This window comes from Alishewanella sp. HH-ZS (assembly GCF_001704375.1).
Classification (GTDB): Bacteria; Pseudomonadota; Gammaproteobacteria; order Enterobacterales; family Alteromonadaceae; genus Alishewanella; species Alishewanella aestuarii.
Genome location: NZ_LZEJ01000004.1, coordinates 82,947 through 102,446, shown reverse-complemented (window position 1 = coordinate 102,446; position 19,500 = coordinate 82,947). Strand labels below are relative to the sequence as shown.

The window sequence follows — 19,500 nt, the reverse complement described above, 5'->3', positions numbered from 1 at the left end:
CGAATAAAGGGTTATAACATGCCTTAAGTTAGACAGCGCCGTACTTTTGACTACGACGTTACCACGATATGCAAATACCAAGCCGTTTGGCTGCCTAAGGAGAGCTTGATGTCCAGTATTCTCGATTCCGTTAACCAACGTACGCAGCTGGTTGGGCAGAACCGCCTGGAGTTATTGCTCTTTAAGCTCAATGGTCGCCAGCGCTACGGTATTAATGTGTTTAAAGTGCGGGAAGTTTTGCAATGTCCAAAGCTTACGGCTATGCCGAAGCGAAATCCTTTTGTGCGTGGTATTGCTCATATTCGCGGGCAAACGATTTCCGTGATTGATTTAAGCCTGGCAACCGGTGGTAAGGCAATCGCCGATTTATCGACCGCCTTTATTATCATTTCCGAGTACAACCGCTCGGTACAGGGGTTTCTGGTCAGTGGGGTAGAGCGTATTGTTAATACGAATTGGGAATCGATTATGCCACCACCCAAGGGTACCAGTGGCAAGCAAAGTTACCTGACCGCGGTGACCGAAATTGATAAAGAGTTAGTTGAGATCCTAGACGTTGAAAAAATCCTCGAAGAGATTTCCCCTTCGCCGACGATGATTCATGATGAGGCTGTTACCCAAAGTATTACTACTGATCTGGGAGGGCGGGTGATTTTAATCGCCGATGATTCTGCAGTCGCCCGTAATCAGGTAAAACGGTCATTAGAACCACTGGGTGTCAGAATGCATTTGGTCAATAACGGTCGCGAGGCGCTGACTTATTTACAGCAGCAGGCGAAAGAGTGTCAGGAGTCAATTACTGAAAAAGTTGGCTTGTTGATCTCTGATATTGAGATGCCGGAAATGGACGGCTACACCCTGACTGCAGAAGTGAAAGCTGACCCTAAACTGCGCCGTCTGCACGTTATTCTGCACACCTCGCTAAGTGGCGTTTTTAATCAGCAGATGGTTCAAAAAGTGGGGGCTGAAGACTTTATCGCCAAGTTTAACCCAGACGAGCTCGCGCAATCGGTACAGAAGTGGTTACATGTAGATTAAAAGCTGAGGACGTTGCGTGACAGATAAACAATTACAGGAATCTGAATACCGGCAATTCCGGGATTTTCTGGAGCAACAGTGTGGCATCGTATTGGGTGATAATAAGCAATATCTGGTGAAAAGCCGTTTAGCACCATTGATGCAACGTTTCAGCATTAGCACCCTCTCTGAATTGCTCAACAAAACTATGAACCCGTTTGAACGGCAGTTGCGTTCGGCTGTTATTGACGCTATGACCACTAATGAGACTTTGTGGTTTCGAGATACCTATCCTTATGAGTTGTTAAAGAGCCAAATTTTTCCGGAGCTGGAAAAAACTTGCCGCAGTGTCAAAATTTGGTCAGCAGCCAGTTCTTCCGGTCAGGAGCCGTATTCTATTTCCATGACTGTGCTGGAATACCAGCAAGGCCGGCCCAATGCCTTTCCTGCCGGGGTAAGTATTTTAGGCACGGATATTTCTAACACTATGTTAGAACACTGCCAGCGTGCCGAATATGATGGCTTGGCTTTAGCTCGTGGTTTATCACCGGAGCGGCGTAGCCGTTTTTTTGAAGACAGCGGCAAAGGTATGATGCGGATCAAGGAGCAAGTGAAAAAAAACGTCAGTTTCCGGCACCTTAACCTGCTCGATAGCTACACCTTACTGGGCAAGTTCGACATTATATTTTGTCGCAACGTGCTGATTTATTTCTCTCCTGAAGTTAAAGCGAAAATTATTCGCCAGTTTTCGCAGGCACTAAACAGCCGTGGTCACTTAATCCTTGGTGCTTCAGAATCCTTGTCCAGCCTGAACGAGGATTTTGAAATGTTACGTTGTAATCCTGGCATTATCTACCGCAAAAAAACCTGACCTTTCAATTTGGCCTGCTTTTTGCTTCCTCATGTTTAACGTGTAACAAGAGGTGGCAAGAAAATGGCTATCAGCTTTGACAAAGCCTTTGGCATGCACCCGGATGCATTATTAACCCGGGATCGGCGTGCACAGGTGCTTTCAGAAAATATCGCTAATGCAGATACGCCGGGCTATAAGGCTAAAGATCTGGATTTCCAGCAGGCACTTAACAACGCGCAGTCGCGACAGAGCCGTCCGGTGAGTCGCACGCACGAAGGGCATTTTGCCATCTCTACCCAAAGCCGGCAGGAAGTAAAATTTCGTAACCCGGATCAACCGGATACCGGCGATGGTAATAGTGTGGACGTGCATCATGAGCGGAATGCGATGATGCAGAATGCTATTCAGTATCAAACCAGCTTGCAGTTTTTAAACAGCAGAATCAGTGGCCTGAAAAAGGCTATCACAGGTACGGGACAATAATCATGAGCTTATTTAAAGTTTTCGATATTGCCAGTTCCGGTATGACTGCGCAGTCAGTACGGATGAATACCACGGCCAGCAATATGGCAAATGCCAATAGTGTCAGTAGCAGTATTGATCAGGTTTATAAAGGCCGGCATCCGGTCTTTGCTGCGGAGCTGTCGGAGGCCAGGCGGCAACAAGATGCCGGTAGCGGCGTAAAAGTGCTGGGTATCGTCGAGTCTGACGCGCCACCGGTGATGGAGTATGCGCCTAATCATCCGCTGGCGGACGAAAATGGCTTTGTCTACAAGCCGAACGTTAACATCATGGAAGAAATGGCGAATATGATTTCCGCTTCCCGCTCCTATGAAACGAACGTCCAGACGGCAGACGCCGCCAAGCAAATGCTCATGCGCACCCTGCGTTTAGGGCAGTCTGGTTAAGGAGTAATGGATGAACAGCGTAAGTAACAATTCAGCACTGAATAACCTGTACTGGGAAGAAAAACCTAAAGTACAGGACCGTAATAATGGCGCATTAACTCAGGCGGATTTCTTTGCACTGCTAACGCAGCAACTGGCTTATCAGGATCCAACCAAACCGGTTGAGAATGATCAGATGATTGCGCAAATGACCAACTTTACTACTGCCGATGGGATAGGAAAGTTAAACGAGAACTTTTCTAATTTGGCACAGAGTATGACGTCTAATCAGGCACTGCAAGCGTCGTCTCTGGTGGGACGTTCAGTGTTGACGCAATCTAACCAAATCGTGTTTACCGGTGATAGCCTGGCACGTGGCGTTATTGATTTAGAGCGGCCCGCCAGCTCGCTAAGAGTAATGGTAGAGAATGAGAAAGGCGAGCTGATCCAAAGTTTTAGCGTAGAGAACCCTAAGATGGGCCGTAACAGCTTTATCTGGGATGGCACCTATTTACCTTCGGGCGAAAGTAGCGCTGATCGGATTGACGGAGAGTTGTCAGAGCGGGTCAGAGCCGGCACTTACAGGCTAAAAGTCGAAGCCAGTTACAGTGACGGTACCCGCGCCAGTATTCCGGCGAATGTCTACACGCCGGTCGGTAGTGTCAGTATGAACACTAATGGTAAAGGCATCATGCTGAATCTACTGGGACTTGGTGCGGTGAAACTGGGTGATGTGTTAGAAGTATCTTACGGTTAAGCGAGGTTTGTTATGAGTTTTAATATTGCACTAAGCGGCCTGGCTGCCGCACAAAAAGATCTGGATGTTACAGCGAACAATATTGCCAACGTAAATACCACGGGCTTTAAGGAATCTCGTGCCGAGTTCGCTGATGTTTATGCCACTTCTATTTTTGCTTCCGGGCGCACCAAGGTTGGTGACGGTGTAACGACAGCTGTCGTTGCGCAGCAGTTTAACCAGGGCGCTCTGCAGTTTACTAACAATTCACTGGATCTGGCGATCACCGGCGAAGGCTTTTTTGCGACGACGCCAGATCGTGTATCCCGGGATATGACCTATAGCCGGGCAGGGGCCTTTAAGCTAAATAAAGATAACTTTATTGTTGATAATAAAGGTAACTTTCTCCAGGGGTTTTCGGTCGATCCAGTAACAGGTGAAAATCAATCGGTAAGCCTTAGTACAACAGCGCCGATTTCGATCCCGACTTCAGCCGGAGCGCCAAGAGCGACCAACAATATTTTCCTGAGTATGAATGTTGACTCCCGGGAAATAGCTAAAGATCCGCTGGTGCCCTTTAACGCCACTGACCGCTCTACCTATAACCATTCGACGTCGGTAACTGTTTATGACAGTCTGGGTGAAGCTCATACGGTAACGACTTACTTCAGAAAAACACCAACCACACCACCAGCGAATGCCGAGTGGGAAACTTTTGTGGTGTGGGATGGTATTACGGCAACTCCGTTCCAAGGGGATAACGTTGTTTTTGACTCCAGCGGTAATTTTGTCACGCCACCAGTGCCGACCATAACGTTACCTGCGGCACAGTTGAATGATCCTTTGCTCGGTTATCTGACCAACGGCGCACAATTTGCCGCTGATGTTGTGGTCAATTTCCGGGATGCGTCTGGCGTGCGACTGCCTACACAGTATGCTGCAGCTTTCGATGTCACCAACCTGAGTCAGGACGGCACGACTGTTGGTTTCCTGACCGGGGTGGATATCGATGCCTTTGGCCGGGTACTGGCCAGTTACAGTAACGGTGACTCGTCCTACCTGGCGCAAGTAACGCTGGTGCGTTTTGCTAATGTGCAGGGCTTAAAGCAGGTTGGTAATACATCATGGAAGCAGTCTATCACCTCGGGTGAACCCATTGCCGGACAGGCGAATATTGGCACCTTCGGCGCCGTGAATGCCTCCGCGCTGGAGCAGTCGAACGTTAACCTGACGACTGAGCTTGTTGATCTGATTACGGCGCAGCGTAACTTCCAGGCTAACTCGAGGGCGTTGGAAGTGAACAGCCAGTTGCAGCAGAATATCCTGCAGATCCGGTAAGTTTCTAGTCGCCAGGGTATCAGATACCCGTCAAGCAACACCCCGGCATCGTGCCGGGGTGTTTTTTTCACTCTCCCTATTTTTGTCAGCCTGGCTTGTTCTGTTTCCAGTTGGCACTGTTATTGCTTGTGTTAGTGCAATAAATATCACATTAACCCCTCGACAGTTGCTATACGGAGTCTGTTATGGATCGTTTGCTCTATATCGCCATGAGCGGTGCCAAAGAAAATATGCATGGCATCAGTGTCAGGGCCAATAATCTGGCGAATACCGGGACCGTTGGCTTTAAAGCTGATTTTGAACAAGCCCGATCAATGCAGGCTTTTGGCGCCGGCTTGCCGACCCGGGTGTTTTCGATGACCGAGCGGCCTGGTCAAAACTTTGACAGCGGCGCCCTGATTATTACCGAGCGCGAGCTGGATATCGCGATCCAGGGTGATGGCTGGTTTGCGGTACAGGACAAAAACGGTAACGAAGCCTACACCCGTGCCGGTAACTTGCAGTTAACTCCCGACGGTATGCTACGCACCGCCAATGGTCATCCGGTGTTAGGTGAGGATGGTCCTATTCTGCTGCCCTTACCCCTTGCCAAAATGGAAATTGGTCAGGATGGTACGGTAAGTGCCAGAGTCCAGGGTGCACCGGCCAATGTGTTGGAAATAGTGGGCCGGATCAAGCTGGTTGACACCGAATACCGGGCGGTAGAAAAGGGCAACGATGGCCTATTCCGGCGTAAGGATGGCGAGTTAGCACAAGAGAGTGCCGCAGTAACTTTACTGCACGGTGCCTATGAGGGCAGCAATGTTAATGCGGTATCCGAAATGACCACCATGATCAGTTTGCAGCGCCAATTTGAACTGCAAGTGAAAATGATGAAAAAAGCGGAACAGATGGACCAGCAGCAGAATCAGCTACTGCGGATCATCGGCTAATTATTTTTCACAACGGCCGCTATTACAGCTGCCGTTGCCGTTAACAGGGTTTAGGCCCGGGAGGTACAAATGCATCCGGCTTTGTGGATCAGTAAAACCGGTCTCGACGCAAAACAGCGCGATATCTCGGTTATTTCTAATAACCTGGCGAATGCCAGTACTGTCGGCTTTAAGAAAAGCCGGGCGATTTTTGAAGATTTGTTGTATCAGAATATTAATCAGCCCGGCGGACGCTCGTCGCAAAACTCTGAGCTGCCAAATGGCTTAATGATTGGCGCCGGTACCAAGGTAGTGGCGACTCAAAAGAGTTTTACCCAGGGTAATATGATTACCACGGAAAACAGCCTGGACTTGATGATCCAGGGCCATGGTTTTTTTGAGGTACTGATGCCGGATGGCACCATTTCGTATAGCCGTAATGGTCAGTTTACCGTTGACGGAGACGGCAATATGGTGACCTCCGGTGCCGGTTATCAGGTACAGCCGAACATTGTGATCCCACCGGATGCGACCGCCATCATGGTATCGCAGGACGGTGAGGTGTCTGTGCGGTTGGCCGGCCAGGTAGAAAACGCTGTCTTGGGACAGTTGACGGTGACCAACTTTATTAACCCGGCAGGCTTAGAGCCGATTGGCCAGAACCTGTTTAAGGAAACCCCGGCCAGCGGAGATCCGGTGCAGGGTATTCCGGGCCTGGAAGGGCTTGGTATCATTGTGCAAGGCGCGTTGGAAACCTCCAACGTCAATGTCACGGAAGAGCTGGTGAGCTTGATTGAAAGTCAGCGGGTGTACGAGATGAACTCGAAAGTCATTTCTACCGTCGACCAGATGCTTGGTTTTGTGATTCAGCAATTATAACGGGGGCTAAGATGCGTAACGTTGCTTACTTGATAGGGCTCAGTTTTCTGTTATTGCTAACCGGGTGTGCGGCAACACAGGAAGCCAAACCTGATGATCCTTTTTTTGCGCCCTTGCCACCTGAGCCAGCGCCGCGGCCGGTGCTGCGTAATGGTTCGCTGTTTACGCAAAGTCATTCGAATAGTCTGTATACCGATAATCGTGCGCGGCATGAAGGCGATATTATTACCGTAGTGCTGCGCGAGCGCACCCAGGCTTCAAAGAATGCCAAGACCGAGAGTAAAAAAGACAGTAACGTCGCCTTTGAGCCGATCAATATCGCGGGTCGCAATGCCTCAATCGGTGGTAACGTGTTGCAGTTTGGTTCCAGTAGTAATCAGGATTTTAAAGGCGATGCCAAAGCGAATCAAAGTAACAGCCTGGTAGGGGATATCTCGGTCAATGTGTTGCAGGTGCTGGCCAATGGTAATCTGGTGATCCGCGGCGAAAAGTGGTTAACCTTAAATACCGGCAAAGAGTACATCCGGCTGACCGGTGTGATCCGGCCACAGGACGTCGATGTGAATAATACGGTTGAGTCCACCAAGATCGCTAATGCCCGCATTGAATACAGTGGCACGGGCGCGCATCATCATGGCCAGTCTCCCGGTTGGTTAAGTCGGTTTTTCAATGGCCCGCTGTGGCCGTTTTAGGAGCAGCACATGCGTAGTGCTAATGTTGTCACTGTCTGTTTGTTGCTGCTAGCCAGCTGTTTGCCGCTGGCGGCACAGAGTGCCCGGATCAAAGATGTCGCCGATATCGAAGGCGTGCGTTCAAACCAACTGGTGGGATACGGACTGGTAGTGGGGTTGCCCGGCACCGGTGAGCAAAGCCCCTTTACTGAACAAAGTTTTCGTACCATGTTGGCAAACTTTGGCATTAATTTGCCGGCCGGTGGCCGCACGCAAATCAAGAACGTGGCTGCCGTTGCGGTTCACGCCGAATTACCACCCTTTGCCAAACCAGGACAGAGTATTGATATTACCGTTTCGTCCGTGGGCAGTGCCAAGAGCTTACGTGGCGGCACCTTGCTGCAAACCTTTTTAACCGGCCTGGACGGCAATGTCTATGCGGTAGCACAGGGTAGTCTGATTGTCAGCGGCCTGGGGGCTGAAGGGCTGGACGGTTCACGCATCGTCGTTAATACCCCGACAGTCGGGCGTATTCCGAATGGTGCCGTGGTCGAGCGCGAAGTAGAGTCGCCCTTTGGCAATGGCGATTTTATTACCTTTAATCTGAAACGCCCCGATTTTACTACCGCTAAGCGGCTGGCTGAGACCATTAATGGCTTTATGGGACCGGAAACGGCGTTTTCACTGGACGCCTCTTCGGTAAGGGTGCGGGCGCCACGGGATATTAGTCAGCGCGTATCCTATTTAGCGACCCTGGAAAATCTGACCTTTCAACCGGCGGATCAGGCAGCCAAGATCATTATTAATTCCCGCACTGGTACCATTGTGATTGGTAAAGATGTGCGCTTGTTCCCGGCGGCAGTGACCCATGGTGGTTTAACCGTCACCATTGAAGAAAATCCGCAGGTCTCCCAACCCAATCCCTTTAGCGATGGTGAAACGGTAGTGGTAGAAGACAGCATTATTAATGTTAATCCGCAAAACTCCCGGATGTTTAAGTTTGATCCCGGCGTGACGCTGGATGAGTTAGTGCGTACCGTCAATGCGGTAGGTGCGGCGCCCGGCGATCTGATGGCGATTCTGGAAGCCTTAAAAGAAGCCGGTGCCATTCATGGTGAATTGGTGGTGATCTAAGATGGACAGCGGCAAGCTTCAGCACTCCTATCATGATCTGCAAAGTTTGCAGCAGATCCGCACCGCGTCCCGCAGTGATGAACAGGGGGCGCTGCGTCAGGCTGCCGAACAGTTTGAAGCCATTTTCTTTAATATGCTGCTGAAAAGTATGCGCCAGGCAAATAAAGCGTTTGAAGCCGAGGGGCTGATGAACAGTCAGACCACCGAGTTTTACCGCGATATGCATGATAACCAGCTGGCAACTGATCTGGCACAAAAAGGCGGGCTGGGGCTGGCCGAGCTGTTAGTGCAACAGTTAGATCCGGCTGCGGCAGCCAAGCAACGTAAAGCTGTCGAGTTACTGATGCCCGGGCAGCGTGCGGAAAGCCTGAGCATGCCACAGGCGCAACAGTATCAGGACAGCTCAGATTTGGGACTGTTACAAGCTCAGGCTGCGGCACAGCTAACACAAAGTGGCGTATTACAGCCGGGACGGCGGGATGAGTCGGTACTGGCGCCATTACTGGAAAAGCTGGAATTACAGCGCGCTGAGCGCGCAAAACAGCAAGCACAAAAAGCGGCAGCTAATCAGGCAAAGAGCGAGGTGGCGCCGACGAACCACTGGCAGATTGAATCGCCCACCGACTTTATCCGTGCGCTACTACCGGCAGCCCGCAAAGCAGCCGGCGCCCTGGGCCTGGATCCTCTGGCGCTGATTGCGCAGGCGGCGTTGGAAACCGGTTGGGGTAAGCGAATGATCCGTACCAATGATGGCGAAAATAGCTTTAACCTGTTTGGCATTAAAGCCAGTCGCAACTGGCAGGGTGATACTGCTGTCGTCGATACTCTGGAGTACCGGCAGGGGGTGGCCCGTAAAGAGCAGGCAAAATTCCGCGCTTACAGCTCACCGGAGCAGAGCTTAAAGGACTATACTGATTTTATCAGTAACAGTGTCCGTTATCAGCAGGCGGTTGCCGTCGCAGCTGAGCCGGCCGCCTATTTCAGTGAGTTACAAGCTGCCGGCTACGCGACTGATCCGAACTATGCACAAAAAATTATGGCGGTTTACCGCAGTTCGGCATTTGAGCAAATTCGCGCTGAATTGGAAACGGCTCAAGAAGTTCCGGCTGCGGCCGATGAATAAGCTAGCGGCTTAGTCAAGACGCTGTGGAGAGAGAATGTCAGACAATCTGTTAAAAATTGGTAGTTCAGCGATCCGGGCCAGCAGCCTGCTGCTAAACACCACCAGTAACAACATTGCCAATATTAATACGCAGGGCTATGTGCGCCAACGCACCGAATTTGCGCCTGATCCACTGGGGATCGGTGTGGGTCGTGGCACGACTGAGCGACTGATTAGTGAGTTCACCGTCAAACAACTGCGCCGGGATACCTCGCAGTACTCCTTTGCACAGCAATATGTGTCTGAAGCAAACCGGATTGATGCCTTATTTTCTAATCCCGCCAATAGTATTGCCACTGGCATGAACGATTTGTTTGCTCAGTTGCAGAGTGCTAACAACGATCCGGTACAACCGGCCAGTCGTCAGCTGGTGATTGGTAGTGCGCAATCACTACTCAATCGCTTTGAAGGCATGTCCAAGCTATTAAAGGATCAAGAAACCTTTATTAATGACCAGTTCGATATTTACGTTAATGAAGCTAATGATCTGATTAAACAAATTGCGATTTACAACAAAGATATTGCTTCTTACGGCAATGGTACTACCCGGCAGCTGCCGCTGGAACTGCTCGACAAGCGCGACCTGGCAATCCTGAAGTTATCGGAAATGGTCGAAATTAACGTGCTGGACGCGGCAAACGGCGAAAAACTGGTATTTATGAATGACGGCCAGTCGTTGGTGGTAGAGCAGGGCGAGTTTCGATTGCTATCCTTGCGCGGTGATCCTGATCCATTGCGTAAAGAACTACAGTTACAGTTAAATTCTAACAGTAACGTTGTGCGCGATGTTAATTCCAAAGCCATAGGCGGCAAGCTTGGCGCTTTGGTGGCGTTTCGGGAAGAAATTCTTGACCCAACCCAGATCCAACTGGGTCAGCTTGCTCTCTCTTTGGGGGATGCGCTAAATAATCAAAACAAGCTTGGCATGACGCTAAACGGCACCCTCGGCGGTGACTTATTCCGACTGCCGGTATCCAATGGTTTAGCCTATCGCAATAACACTGGTGAGATGGCGATCCGGGTTGGTTTAGAAGCCGGGCAAGGCAAAAAACTGCCGCCCAATGACTTTTTGGTTACTGTTACCGGCGCTAACGAAATTACCGTGCAAGCCGTTGATAGCAGAGGGCAGGTGATTCCGGGCTCAGATAAGGTTATCGGTGGTCTGGATTTAACCGCAAACCTGACGCTTAATTCCGCCAGTATGCCGCCTGGTGATGATCTCTACGGTCTTGAAATCAATATTTTTATTGGTGCCGGCGGTGCAGCAGTGGGTGATCGGTTTTTGTTAAAACCATTACAGGAATCGGCCAGTCAGCTGCAACTAGCAACCAACAGAGGTGAAGATATTGCACTGGCCAGTCCGGTACGGGGTGGTTTTGATGTCGCAAACCTGGGCAATGGCCGAGTCGAGCAGCTTGTAGTAACTAATACTGATACCGCAACGCCCTTTATCGGTAATTTACCGTTGAACCTGGTGTTCACCGGCAGTGACACCTTTGAGATTTACGACAATACACTGCCGGTGCCAAACCTGTTAGGCACTGCCACCTTTAGCAACAATAATTATAATAATGTTCTGGCGCAAGCGGGTCTTGCCGGTACCTACGGCTTTGATTTCAATATCAGCGGCGTACCACGCGCCGGCGATCGTTTTACACTGGAGTTCAACCAGAACGGCTTTAGTGACAACCGCAACGGCCTGGCGCTGGTTGGGCTACAAACAGCAGAAACTACCCGGCGTAATGCCGTATCGGCTGCCAACGCGGTTAATGAATACAGCTTTAACCAATCTTATGGCACTATGGTAGGCAGTATCGGGGAACGAACCCGACAGGGACGTACGCTGGAAGAGGCTAACGCGGCTATTCTGGAACAAACGACACTGTGGTACGAGTCTTTGTCAGGCGTCAGTTTGGACGAGGAAGCGGCTAACCTGGTGCGCTTCCAGCAAACTTATGCTGCGGCAGCCAGGATCTTATCAACGTCGCAAACCATTTTTGATACCCTGTTACAGGCAGTGAGGTAAGAGTATGCGGTTAACCTTTAATATGCAGTTCGCGCAGAGTCTGAATGGGATCCTCAACACTCAGAAGAAGATGTCGATTGCTGAGCAGCAATTAACCAAGCAAACCCGCATTTTAAGTCCGGCAGATGATCCTGCTGCCTCTGCTAAAGTACTAGGTTTAGATCAGAACTTGTCGCAAATTGAGCAGTTTCAAACTAACAGTGTGCTGTTAAAAAATGGCTTGGCGTTACAGGAGACCATTCTGACTAATATGCGTGTCAATTTTGATCGGATAAGTCAGTTAGCGATTGCATCTGGTAATGGTACTTTTACTATTGCTGAACGCCAAGCTGTCGCTTTAGAGTTAGAGAACATTCAAACCGAATTTTTCGATCTGATGAATACTCGTGATTCTGATGGTGGTTATATATTCGCTGGTTTCCAAGATAAGTCACCGGCGTATGAATTAAATGCTACGACCGGTCGTTATGAATTTAGAGGTGATGATGGTAGCCGCAGATTGCAAATTTCACCATCGATTAGTCTTTCCGGAAGAGACAGTGGCAAGCAGATCTTTGATGACGTCTTCGGACGTTTCAAACCTGATAATCCGGTAGTGATATCAGGTACTCCTGATTCTGTAGCTTTACGTGTTAATAACCAGCAGATTTTCGATCAATTTTATAGAGAGAAATACGACAGTCAGAACCCGGCGAACAATTTATATAGTTTGCAGATTGATGCCGGAAGCAATTATCAAGTACTGAATAATGGTGCTCCTTTAACACCACCAGTGAACGGAGTCTTTGTCTCTGGAGAGCCTATCAGGTTCTCAGGTTTGGAGTTACGTGTCGATGGCGCTGCCGCAGCTCCTGGACAAATTGATTTTACTTTGCCGACACCTGAGAAGAGAAATATTCTCGATACACTTAATGATTTTATCACTGCACTCCGAGACCCATCTGTGACTGGTGTCAATTTCAATGAAGCAATAGCTGATGTGTTAGTTCAAACTGACAACAGCGCGAGAAACGTCGATAATACTCTTGCCAGTATAGGTGGCCGTGTGAATGTACTTGATAGCGTGTTCTCAAGTAATGAAGACCTAATTATCAACAATAAAGGCTATAAAGCCGACATTTCCGAGGTCGATTTTGCTGCTGCTTTGACAGAGATTAAACGTCAAGAAATAGCGTTGCAGGCTGCCTCTACAGTATTTAGTAAAATAGGTACGACGACCCTATTTGATTATTTACGTTAATACCTCTATGCCCGATTTATCAACAATTGGGCGTAGAAGCAAATCGGAAATATGGAAAGTTTTTCTAAAGTTTCTCTCAGACTAACCGATAACTAATTAACACGGCAACGCTAGACAAAAACATGTGCTGGTTGCGCTAGAACGGTCAGAATGAGAGGAAATAATCATGGCTCTATATGTAAACACCAACATTAGTTCATTAAACGCCCAGCGCCAGTTATTTAACTCTGGCAACGCTCTGGACACTGCATTTAAACGTTTATCTTCAGGTTTTCGTATTAACAGTGCTGCGGATGATGCGGCAGGGTTACAAATTTCAAATCGCCTTACCAGCCAAATTAATGGTCTAGATCAGGCCTCTCGTAATGCTAATGATGGTATTTCTTTGGCTCAGGTAGCTGAGGGGGCAATGGAAGAGATCACTAACTCCCTGCAGCGTATCCGTACTCTTGCGATTCAGTCGCAGAACGGTATCAATAGCTCGACAGATCGGGCAGCACTGCAGAAAGAAGTTACTCAGCTAAAACTGGAAATCAGCCGGGTGGCATCAACGACTCAATTTGGTACTCAGAACTTACTTACAGGTGGTTTTTCTGCAACATTTCTCGTGGGTGCTAATGCAGGCCAGAATATTGATATTAAATTGTCTCGCGCTGGTGGTTATGGTACTAACGCTCTGGGTTTAAGCGCACTGAGCGTATCATCAGTTGGTGGTGCGTCAGGAGCATTAGCTTTAATCGATACAGCAATTGGTGTTATTGACGGAACTCGTGCTGACTTAGGTGCGATTCAAAACCGTTTTCAAGCGACTATTCGCAACCTAACTAATATCTCTGAAAATGTTTCAGGCGCGCGCAGCCGGATCCGTGACACTGATTTTGCCAAAGAAACGGCGGAACTAACGCGGACACAGATCCTGCAGCAAACAAGCACCACTGTGTTAGCGCAGGCCAACCAGCGGCCACAGGCAGCATTAAGCTTATTGCAGGGCTAATAAAATGATTAGGATAAAAGGCCGCTTAAATGCGGCTTTTTTATTTTTTAAATAAAAATGAGTGATTAAACGCAATTTTCATAAATTAGCTAAAGTATTTCTTTTTCTTTCCGATACATAAGTAACACGAAAATACAGGAATGTCGTCTAGATGGCGAGTGCTGTTAGTGTTTAGTTAAGTAATAGGAGAGTTAAAATGGCTTTATACGTGAATACCAATACTTCGTCTCTGAATGCGCAGCGTCAGTTGTTTAACTCAGGTAATGCACTTGACACAGCTTTTAAACGTCTGTCATCAGGTTTTCGGATTAATAGTGCAGCAGATGATGCCGCAGGTTTACAAATATCTAACCGCCTAACCAGCCAGATTAATGGTCTAGACCAAGCGTCGCGTAATGCAAATGATGGTATCTCCTTAGCACAGGTAGCTGAGGGGGCAATGGAGGAGATCACTAACTCCCTGCAGCGTATCCGTACTTTGGCGATTCAATCGCAGAACGGTATCAATAGTTCGACAGATCGGGCTGCACTACAGAAAGAGGTTACTCAACTAAAACTGGAAATTAGCCGGGTGGCATCAACGACTCAATTTGGTGTTACAAACCTGTTATCAGGTGGTTTTTCAGCGAAGTTTTTGGTTGGTGCAAATGCCGGACAAAATATTGAAATTAAACTATCTCGAACTGGAGGGTATGGAACTAACGCGCTCGGTTTAAGTGCTCTAAGTGTTTCTTCAGTTAGTGGTGCGTCCGGCGCATTGGCTCTGATTGATACAGCGATAGGTGTCATTGACGGAACTCGCGCAGATTTGGGTGCGATTCAGAACCGGTTTCAGGCGACTATCCGTAACTTAACAAATATTTCTGAGAACGTGTCGGGAGCTCGCAGCCGCATTCGCGATACTGATTTTGCGAAGGAAACAGCGGAATTAACACGGACACAGATCTTGCAACAAACCAGTACTACTGTGTTGGCACAAGCCAACCAGCGACCACAGGCCGCGCTGAGTTTGCTACAGTAACTGGTTTAGTCTGATGGGCCGCCTTACGGCGGCTTGCTACATTCTGACGGAGAGGGAATTGCAGTATGTCTTTAGTTGTGAATACCAATCAGTCATCTCTAATATCAAAGCGGTTATTGAGTAACGCTACCTCAGGGTTAACAACAAGTTTCGAGCGCTTAACTTCAGGGTTACGAATTAATCGAGCCGCAGATGATGCAGCAGGTTTAGTGATCAGTAACGTGCTCACTAGTCAAGTAAATGGCTTAGAGCAGGCAGTACGCAACGCTAATGATGCGATCTCTCTGGTACAGGTTACCGAAGGCGCGCTGGATGAGATTAGCATTAGTTTACAACGGATGAGAGTTTTAACAATCCAATCGGAGAATGCTATTAACAGTGCAGCGGATAAAATCGCACTACAGCAAGAATATGATCAACTGGCAGCCTCAATTCAAAATATCGCTGATAACACGGAATTCGGTGGTTTGAAGATATTGGACGGTACGAGTCAATTCTTCATCTTTCAAATCGGAGCCAATGCCGGGCAAAAAATTGCTATTGATTTGTCTAATGGTTACGGTAGCGGTGTGACGGGGCTTAACGTTGCAGCGGTGCAGTTAGGTACAGATGATGCAGCCGGCTCGCTTAATAGGCTTGATGCAGCAATATTAAGCATTGACAGTGCTCGTACTGAGCTTGGCGCTTGGCAAAATGTGTTAGGCACGACCATACGTAATTTGACCAATATCAGTGAAAATGTGTCAGCGTCGCGCAGCAGGATCCGTGATACTGATTACGCACGTGAAACCACCGAGTTAACGCGGACGCAAATTATTCAGCAAAGTAGTACCTCTGTCTTAGCACAGGCCAACCAAAGGCCTCAAGCTGCCTTAAGTGTGCTGAATAACTAAATTAAAGCCACCTTAAAGTGGCTTTATCTTTTTGTAAAATCTAGCTTTTACTTTTTTTCGCAAAAAAAATAAAAAAAAATGAGTTTTTTTCTAAAGTTTTAAATATCGCGGTCGATATACAAGTTAAGCCAAGTTGCAGCTTGGCTCAGTTAACGGGATACCCGTATTTTTAACATCGGTTGAAAGTGGCAATGCTACGGACAACTAAGGAGTGACTCATGGCTTTATATGTAAATACCAATACCTCATCGCTGAATGCTCAGCGTCAGTTGTTTAACTCAGGTAACAATCTAGACAATGCATTTAAGCGTTTATCTTCAGGTTTCCGGATTAATAGTGCTGCAGATGACGCCGCCGGTTTACAGATTTCAAACCGTTTAACTAGCCAGGTAAATGGTCTAGATCAGGCTGCACGTAATGCCAACGATGGTATTTCAGTTGCTCAGGTAGCTGAAGGCGCAATGGAAGAAATAACAAGCTCACTACAGCGTATTCGTACCTTGGCTATTCAGTCTCAAAACGGTATAAACAGCTCAACAGATCGTGCTGCGTTACAAAAAGAAGTAACGCAATTAAAGGCTGAAATGAGCCGTGTTGCTTCTGTGACTCAATTTGGTTCTCAAAATCTGTTGAATGGTTCATATTCTGCTAAGTTTTTAGTCGGTGCTAATGCTGGCCAAAACATTGAGATTAAATTATCTCGAGCAGGCGGCTATGGCACTAATGCTTTAGGTTTAAGTGCTCTAAGTGTTTCTTCAGTTACAGGAGCTTCTGCTGCTATAGCTCTGGTTGATACGGCGATTGGTATCATCGATGGCACCCGAGCTGACTTGGGTGCGATTCAAAACCGTTTCCAATCTACTATCCGTAACTTAACCAATATCTCTGAAAACGTATCAGGCGCCCGCAGCCGGATCCGCGATACAGACTTTGCCCGCGAAACCGCCGAGCTGACTCGTCAGCAGATCCTGCAACAGACTAGCACTACCGTGCTGGCTCAGGCAAATCAGCGGCCACAGGCAGCTTTATCGTTATTGGGTTAAACTAATACGCGTATGGTGAGAAACTTGAGTAAAGTTCTCACCATACGTGTCGATAAGGAGTCTGGATATGAGTAACGTTGATGCAAGTGGATCGTTGGGTTTTAGTTATATGCCAGCTGCCGATAAAGTTTCCAAAGTAGTCGTTGCTGATCCAAAAATAGTTGATGACGAAACTGGAAAATTTGCTAAAGGTGGCGCACAGCGGATAAGCAAAGCTGAACTGCAGCAAGCGGTAGATGTTGTTAACCAAGCCGTTGCGTTGGAGCAGCGTTCTTTAAGCTTTTCAATCGACGATGTTTCGGGCCGTTCTGTGATTAAAGTGGTAGACTTTGAAACAGAAGAGCTGATTAAACAGATCCCGTCAGAGGAGCTATTAAAAGTGGCGCAAGACATTAAACGGCTTCAGGAAGAAATGGGACAGTCGATTGGTCTGTTAATCGACAATAGAGTGTAGAGGTGATTTATGTCAGGTATTAATTTTTTAGGCTCCGCCTCCGGTTTGCCTTTGGAAGAGTTGGTTTCTACTTTGGTAAAGGTAGAGCGTGATAGTAAACTAAGCCGGATTAATACGACAAAAAGAACTCTAGACACATCATTGTCAGGTGTCGGTCAGTTGAAATCTGCTTTATCGGCGTTTCAGGACGCGGTAAAAAAGCTGGGTGGAAACACCCTAAATACCCGTATTGCAACTGTTACACAGCCTACACAAAACAAAACTTACCTGGAAGCCTCTGCTTCGAGCACGGCAGCGGCTGCCAGTTTTGATATCAAAGTGAATCAACTTGCATCGGGCAGCCGGTTGGAGAGTACGGATGGCGCTTTTTCATCAGCAAGCGATGTCGTCTCTACAACAAACGGCATTCTTACCTTTGCGGCAAATGGTAAAAGTTTTGAAGTTGAAGTGACTGCTGGCATGACGTTGAATGAATTGCGGCAAAAAATTAACGCCAAAGGCGATAACTTTGGTGTCAACGCCAATATTATCAACGCGGGTGGTGCCACCGGAACCAAGCTGGTATTAACCTCGAATGAAACTGGCAGCGGTAATGATTTGGTTATAACTAACAATAACGCTGAGCTTGATAATTTATCTACGGTAGCAACGGGTGCCACGGCAGGTATAAGCGCGACTCTGGCTGCTCAGGATGCAATTATTGAAATCGATGGTATTGCCACATCAAGCGCCAGTAACACCTTCACCAACATTATTCAGGATGTAACACTTACCGTTAAGGCGGTCACTCCAGCCGGCAACAACGCCAGCTTGAACATCGCGACAGATACCGCCAGTGCTGAAGAAAATATCCAGAATTTTATAAACAACTACAATGTGTTAGTTGATCAGATTGCTGGTCTGACCAGAAAGCGTACTTTAGGGGCTGATGGTAAAACTATAACCGCTGAGGGGGGCGCTCTAGCGACCGATCAACTACCGAAAAATATTATGTCTCAATTGCGTGGTTTGTTAGGTAATGTTGTCGGTGGTGCTGATGATTCACTCTCAACATTATATTCATTAGGAATCACTTTTCGGAGCGATGGTAAGCTTGAAATATCAAGTAGTTCTGAGTTCGGTTCCGACTCTGGACGTACCCGTTTTAACAGAGCGCTGAACGAGAATTTCGATAATGTAGCGAAGTTATTTGGCAGCGAGCAAGGTTTAAGCGCAACTCTCGATAGCTTTCTGAAAGAATTTACACAAGCTGGCGGTATTATTGCAACCAAAGAAAACTCCCTTAATACACAAATTGACAAAAATACTAAAGATTTAGAGGCTGCTAACCGATATATAGCTAGCTTCGAGCAAACTCTGCGTAGACGTTATACTGCATTAGACGCGCTTTTAGGCTCTATGCAGAATATGGCTTCTACTGTAACTGCCCAGCTGTCAAGTTTGCCTGGATTTGTAACCAATAAATCGAATTAGTGGAGCATCTTATGAGTTACGGAATTAAAGCCTATAAAGCGGTGGGAATTAAAGATGATCTGGCGGTAGCCGATCCACATCGTGTTATTCAACTGCTAATGCAAGGCGCGCTGGAAAATATGGCCAAAGCGAAAGGCTGTATTGATCGCAAAGACTTCGCCGGTAAGTCAGAAGCCATTTCTAAAGCTATCAATATTATTTCTGCCTTGCAGGGGTGTTTGGATATGAGCGCCGGTGAAATCTCAGACAACCTGTTTTCCTTGTACGACTTTATGCTCAATCACCTTATTCAGGCCAGCCGGGATAAAAGCATCAGCAAGCTGGATGAAGTCATGGAAATTTTACTAACCATTAAAAGTGCCTGGGATCAAATTCCGGTAAGCGATCGTGAGAAGGGTTACCAGTTGCAGGCGCAGAAAAATCAGCAGTTAGCTGTTGGTGCCTGATGCCGGCAACCCAAACCATTAAACAACAGTGCGCAGCCCTGCGCGCCGACATCGATAGCCTGATACAGCAACCCGACTACGATGTAGCCAGGGTTGCTGATTTAGTTGAGCAATTAAATCAACACTTATGCCAAAGTGTTCCCCCGCAGGACAATATTGAGTCTTTTGCCCTGTTTCTGCAGCAAAACCTTGACTGGCTACAGGCAACAATGGCAAAACTGTCAGCAGATAGAGATGCTGTAGCTGGCAATATGTTAGAAATAAAAAAGGGCCAACGCGCCCGGCATAGCTACGGCCAACATAACTAACAATTAACATCAGG

The 19,500-nt window shown here is 47.8% G+C and carries 21 protein-coding genes; all 21 read left to right on the top strand.

Annotated elements, in window-relative coordinates:
• Window positions 1-108: 108 nt before the first annotated feature.
• The 21 genes from A9165_RS02885 to A9165_RS02785 all read left to right on the top strand — a co-directional run bounded on the left by A9165_RS02885 (window position 109) and on the right by A9165_RS02785 (window position 19,486).
• On the top strand, window positions 109-1,038 hold the full coding sequence (locus A9165_RS02885) for a chemotaxis protein CheV (protein WP_008609929.1): 930 nt from the start codon (window positions 109-111) through the stop codon (window positions 1,036-1,038).
• Between the two features lie 16 nt (window positions 1,039-1,054).
• A complete protein-coding gene (locus A9165_RS02880; RefSeq protein WP_065954850.1) occupies window positions 1,055-1,888 on the top strand; it encodes a protein-glutamate O-methyltransferase CheR in 834 nt (277 codons plus the stop codon).
• Window positions 1,889-1,951: 63 nt separating this feature from the next.
• On the top strand, window positions 1,952-2,353 hold the full coding sequence (gene flgB, locus A9165_RS02875) for a flagellar basal body rod protein FlgB (protein ID WP_008609931.1): 402 nt from the start codon (window positions 1,952-1,954) through the stop codon (window positions 2,351-2,353).
• 2 nt (window positions 2,354-2,355) lie between these two features.
• Window positions 2,356-2,778: a flagellar basal body rod protein FlgC gene (flgC, locus tag A9165_RS02870; protein ID WP_065954849.1), complete on the top strand. Its 423-nt coding sequence runs from the start codon at window positions 2,356-2,358 to the stop codon at window positions 2,776-2,778.
• A gap of 10 nt (window positions 2,779-2,788) precedes the next feature.
• Window positions 2,789-3,514 carry a flagellar hook assembly protein FlgD gene (locus A9165_RS02865; protein WP_065954848.1) on the top strand — a complete coding sequence of 242 codons (726 nt, stop codon included), beginning with the start codon at window positions 2,789-2,791 and terminating at the stop codon, window positions 3,512-3,514.
• A gap of 12 nt (window positions 3,515-3,526) precedes the next feature.
• Window positions 3,527-4,831, top strand: a complete 1,305-nt coding sequence (flgE, locus tag A9165_RS02860) for a flagellar hook protein FlgE (protein WP_065954847.1) — start codon at window positions 3,527-3,529, stop codon at window positions 4,829-4,831.
• Between the two features lie 185 nt (window positions 4,832-5,016).
• Window positions 5,017-5,763 carry a flagellar basal-body rod protein FlgF gene (gene flgF / locus A9165_RS02855; RefSeq protein WP_065954846.1) on the top strand — a complete coding sequence of 249 codons (747 nt, stop codon included), beginning with the start codon at window positions 5,017-5,019 and terminating at the stop codon, window positions 5,761-5,763.
• Between the two features lie 69 nt (window positions 5,764-5,832).
• The gene (flgG, locus tag A9165_RS02850) at window positions 5,833-6,621 is read left to right on the top strand and encodes a flagellar basal-body rod protein FlgG (protein ID WP_065954845.1); all 789 of its coding nucleotides are present in this window, start codon (window positions 5,833-5,835) and stop codon (window positions 6,619-6,621) included.
• A gap of 11 nt (window positions 6,622-6,632) precedes the next feature.
• Window positions 6,633-7,313: a flagellar basal body L-ring protein FlgH gene (gene flgH / locus A9165_RS02845; protein ID WP_065954844.1), complete on the top strand. Its 681-nt coding sequence runs from the start codon at window positions 6,633-6,635 to the stop codon at window positions 7,311-7,313.
• A gap of 9 nt (window positions 7,314-7,322) precedes the next feature.
• Window positions 7,323-8,426, top strand: coding sequence for a flagellar basal body P-ring protein FlgI (locus tag A9165_RS02840; RefSeq protein WP_083216213.1), 1,104 nt, complete (start codon window positions 7,323-7,325; stop codon window positions 8,424-8,426).
• A 1-nt stretch (window position 8,427) separates the two neighbouring features.
• Complete coding sequence (gene flgJ, locus A9165_RS02835) at window positions 8,428-9,549, top strand: flagellar assembly peptidoglycan hydrolase FlgJ (protein ID WP_008609939.1); 1,122 nt, start codon at window positions 8,428-8,430, stop codon at window positions 9,547-9,549.
• Between the two features lie 34 nt (window positions 9,550-9,583).
• Window positions 9,584-11,614, top strand: a complete 2,031-nt coding sequence (gene flgK, locus A9165_RS02830) for a flagellar hook-associated protein FlgK (RefSeq protein WP_065954843.1) — start codon at window positions 9,584-9,586, stop codon at window positions 11,612-11,614.
• Window positions 11,615-11,618: 4 nt separating this feature from the next.
• On the top strand, window positions 11,619-12,854 hold the full coding sequence (flgL, locus tag A9165_RS02825; RefSeq protein WP_065954842.1) for a flagellar hook-associated protein FlgL: 1,236 nt from the start codon (window positions 11,619-11,621) through the stop codon (window positions 12,852-12,854).
• Between the two features lie 166 nt (window positions 12,855-13,020).
• A complete protein-coding gene (locus tag A9165_RS02820; RefSeq protein WP_065954841.1) occupies window positions 13,021-13,848 on the top strand; it encodes a flagellin in 828 nt (275 codons plus the stop codon).
• Between the two features lie 196 nt (window positions 13,849-14,044).
• Window positions 14,045-14,869 carry a flagellin gene (locus A9165_RS02815; protein ID WP_065954840.1) on the top strand — a complete coding sequence of 275 codons (825 nt, stop codon included), beginning with the start codon at window positions 14,045-14,047 and terminating at the stop codon, window positions 14,867-14,869.
• Window positions 14,870-14,934: 65 nt separating this feature from the next.
• Window positions 14,935-15,762, top strand: coding sequence for a flagellin (locus tag A9165_RS02810; protein WP_065954839.1), 828 nt, complete (start codon window positions 14,935-14,937; stop codon window positions 15,760-15,762).
• Window positions 15,763-15,980: 218 nt separating this feature from the next.
• Window positions 15,981-16,805, top strand: a complete 825-nt coding sequence (locus tag A9165_RS02805) for a flagellin (RefSeq protein WP_065954838.1) — start codon at window positions 15,981-15,983, stop codon at window positions 16,803-16,805.
• Window positions 16,806-16,872: 67 nt separating this feature from the next.
• Window positions 16,873-17,259 carry a flagellar protein FlaG gene (locus A9165_RS02800; protein ID WP_065954837.1) on the top strand — a complete coding sequence of 129 codons (387 nt, stop codon included), beginning with the start codon at window positions 16,873-16,875 and terminating at the stop codon, window positions 17,257-17,259.
• A 9-nt stretch (window positions 17,260-17,268) separates the two neighbouring features.
• On the top strand, window positions 17,269-18,732 hold the full coding sequence (fliD, locus tag A9165_RS02795; RefSeq protein ID WP_065954836.1) for a flagellar filament capping protein FliD: 1,464 nt from the start codon (window positions 17,269-17,271) through the stop codon (window positions 18,730-18,732).
• An 11-nt stretch (window positions 18,733-18,743) separates the two neighbouring features.
• Window positions 18,744-19,178, top strand: coding sequence for a flagellar export chaperone FliS (gene fliS / locus A9165_RS02790; protein WP_065954835.1), 435 nt, complete (start codon window positions 18,744-18,746; stop codon window positions 19,176-19,178).
• Window positions 19,178-19,486 carry a hypothetical protein gene (locus tag A9165_RS02785; protein ID WP_065954834.1) on the top strand — a complete coding sequence of 103 codons (309 nt, stop codon included), beginning with the start codon at window positions 19,178-19,180 and terminating at the stop codon, window positions 19,484-19,486. Before fliS ends, A9165_RS02785 begins: the two co-directional genes overlap by 1 nt.
• The last annotated feature ends 14 nt before the right edge of the window (window positions 19,487-19,500 follow it).

What these genes read in the sequence shown, in the direction of transcription:
- A9165_RS02885 (WP_008609929.1), top strand. Translation starts at nt 109, where the DNA reads ATGTCCAGTATTCTCGATTCCGTTAACCAACGTACGCAGCTGGTTGGG.
- flgB (WP_008609931.1), top strand. Translation starts at nt 1,952, where the DNA reads ATGGCTATCAGCTTTGACAAAGCCTTTGGCATGCACCCGGATGCATTA.
- flgC (WP_065954849.1), top strand. Translation starts at nt 2,356, where the DNA reads ATGAGCTTATTTAAAGTTTTCGATATTGCCAGTTCCGGTATGACTGCG.
- A9165_RS02865 (WP_065954848.1), top strand. Translation starts at nt 2,789, where the DNA reads ATGAACAGCGTAAGTAACAATTCAGCACTGAATAACCTGTACTGGGAA.
- flgE (WP_065954847.1), top strand. Translation starts at nt 3,527, where the DNA reads ATGAGTTTTAATATTGCACTAAGCGGCCTGGCTGCCGCACAAAAAGAT.
- flgF (WP_065954846.1), top strand. Translation starts at nt 5,017, where the DNA reads ATGGATCGTTTGCTCTATATCGCCATGAGCGGTGCCAAAGAAAATATG.
- flgG (WP_065954845.1), top strand. Translation starts at nt 5,833, where the DNA reads ATGCATCCGGCTTTGTGGATCAGTAAAACCGGTCTCGACGCAAAACAG.
- flgH (WP_065954844.1), top strand. Translation starts at nt 6,633, where the DNA reads ATGCGTAACGTTGCTTACTTGATAGGGCTCAGTTTTCTGTTATTGCTA.
- A9165_RS02840 (WP_083216213.1), top strand. Translation starts at nt 7,323, where the DNA reads ATGCGTAGTGCTAATGTTGTCACTGTCTGTTTGTTGCTGCTAGCCAGC.
- flgJ (WP_008609939.1), top strand. Translation starts at nt 8,428, where the DNA reads ATGGACAGCGGCAAGCTTCAGCACTCCTATCATGATCTGCAAAGTTTG.
- flgK (WP_065954843.1), top strand. Translation starts at nt 9,584, where the DNA reads ATGTCAGACAATCTGTTAAAAATTGGTAGTTCAGCGATCCGGGCCAGC.
- flgL (WP_065954842.1), top strand. Translation starts at nt 11,619, where the DNA reads ATGCGGTTAACCTTTAATATGCAGTTCGCGCAGAGTCTGAATGGGATC.
- A9165_RS02820 (WP_065954841.1), top strand. Translation starts at nt 13,021, where the DNA reads ATGGCTCTATATGTAAACACCAACATTAGTTCATTAAACGCCCAGCGC.
- A9165_RS02815 (WP_065954840.1), top strand. Translation starts at nt 14,045, where the DNA reads ATGGCTTTATACGTGAATACCAATACTTCGTCTCTGAATGCGCAGCGT.
- A9165_RS02810 (WP_065954839.1), top strand. Translation starts at nt 14,935, where the DNA reads ATGTCTTTAGTTGTGAATACCAATCAGTCATCTCTAATATCAAAGCGG.
- A9165_RS02805 (WP_065954838.1), top strand. Translation starts at nt 15,981, where the DNA reads ATGGCTTTATATGTAAATACCAATACCTCATCGCTGAATGCTCAGCGT.
- A9165_RS02800 (WP_065954837.1), top strand. Translation starts at nt 16,873, where the DNA reads ATGAGTAACGTTGATGCAAGTGGATCGTTGGGTTTTAGTTATATGCCA.
- fliD (WP_065954836.1), top strand. Translation starts at nt 17,269, where the DNA reads ATGTCAGGTATTAATTTTTTAGGCTCCGCCTCCGGTTTGCCTTTGGAA.
- fliS (WP_065954835.1), top strand. Translation starts at nt 18,744, where the DNA reads ATGAGTTACGGAATTAAAGCCTATAAAGCGGTGGGAATTAAAGATGAT.
- A9165_RS02785 (WP_065954834.1), top strand. Translation starts at nt 19,178, where the DNA reads ATGCCGGCAACCCAAACCATTAAACAACAGTGCGCAGCCCTGCGCGCC.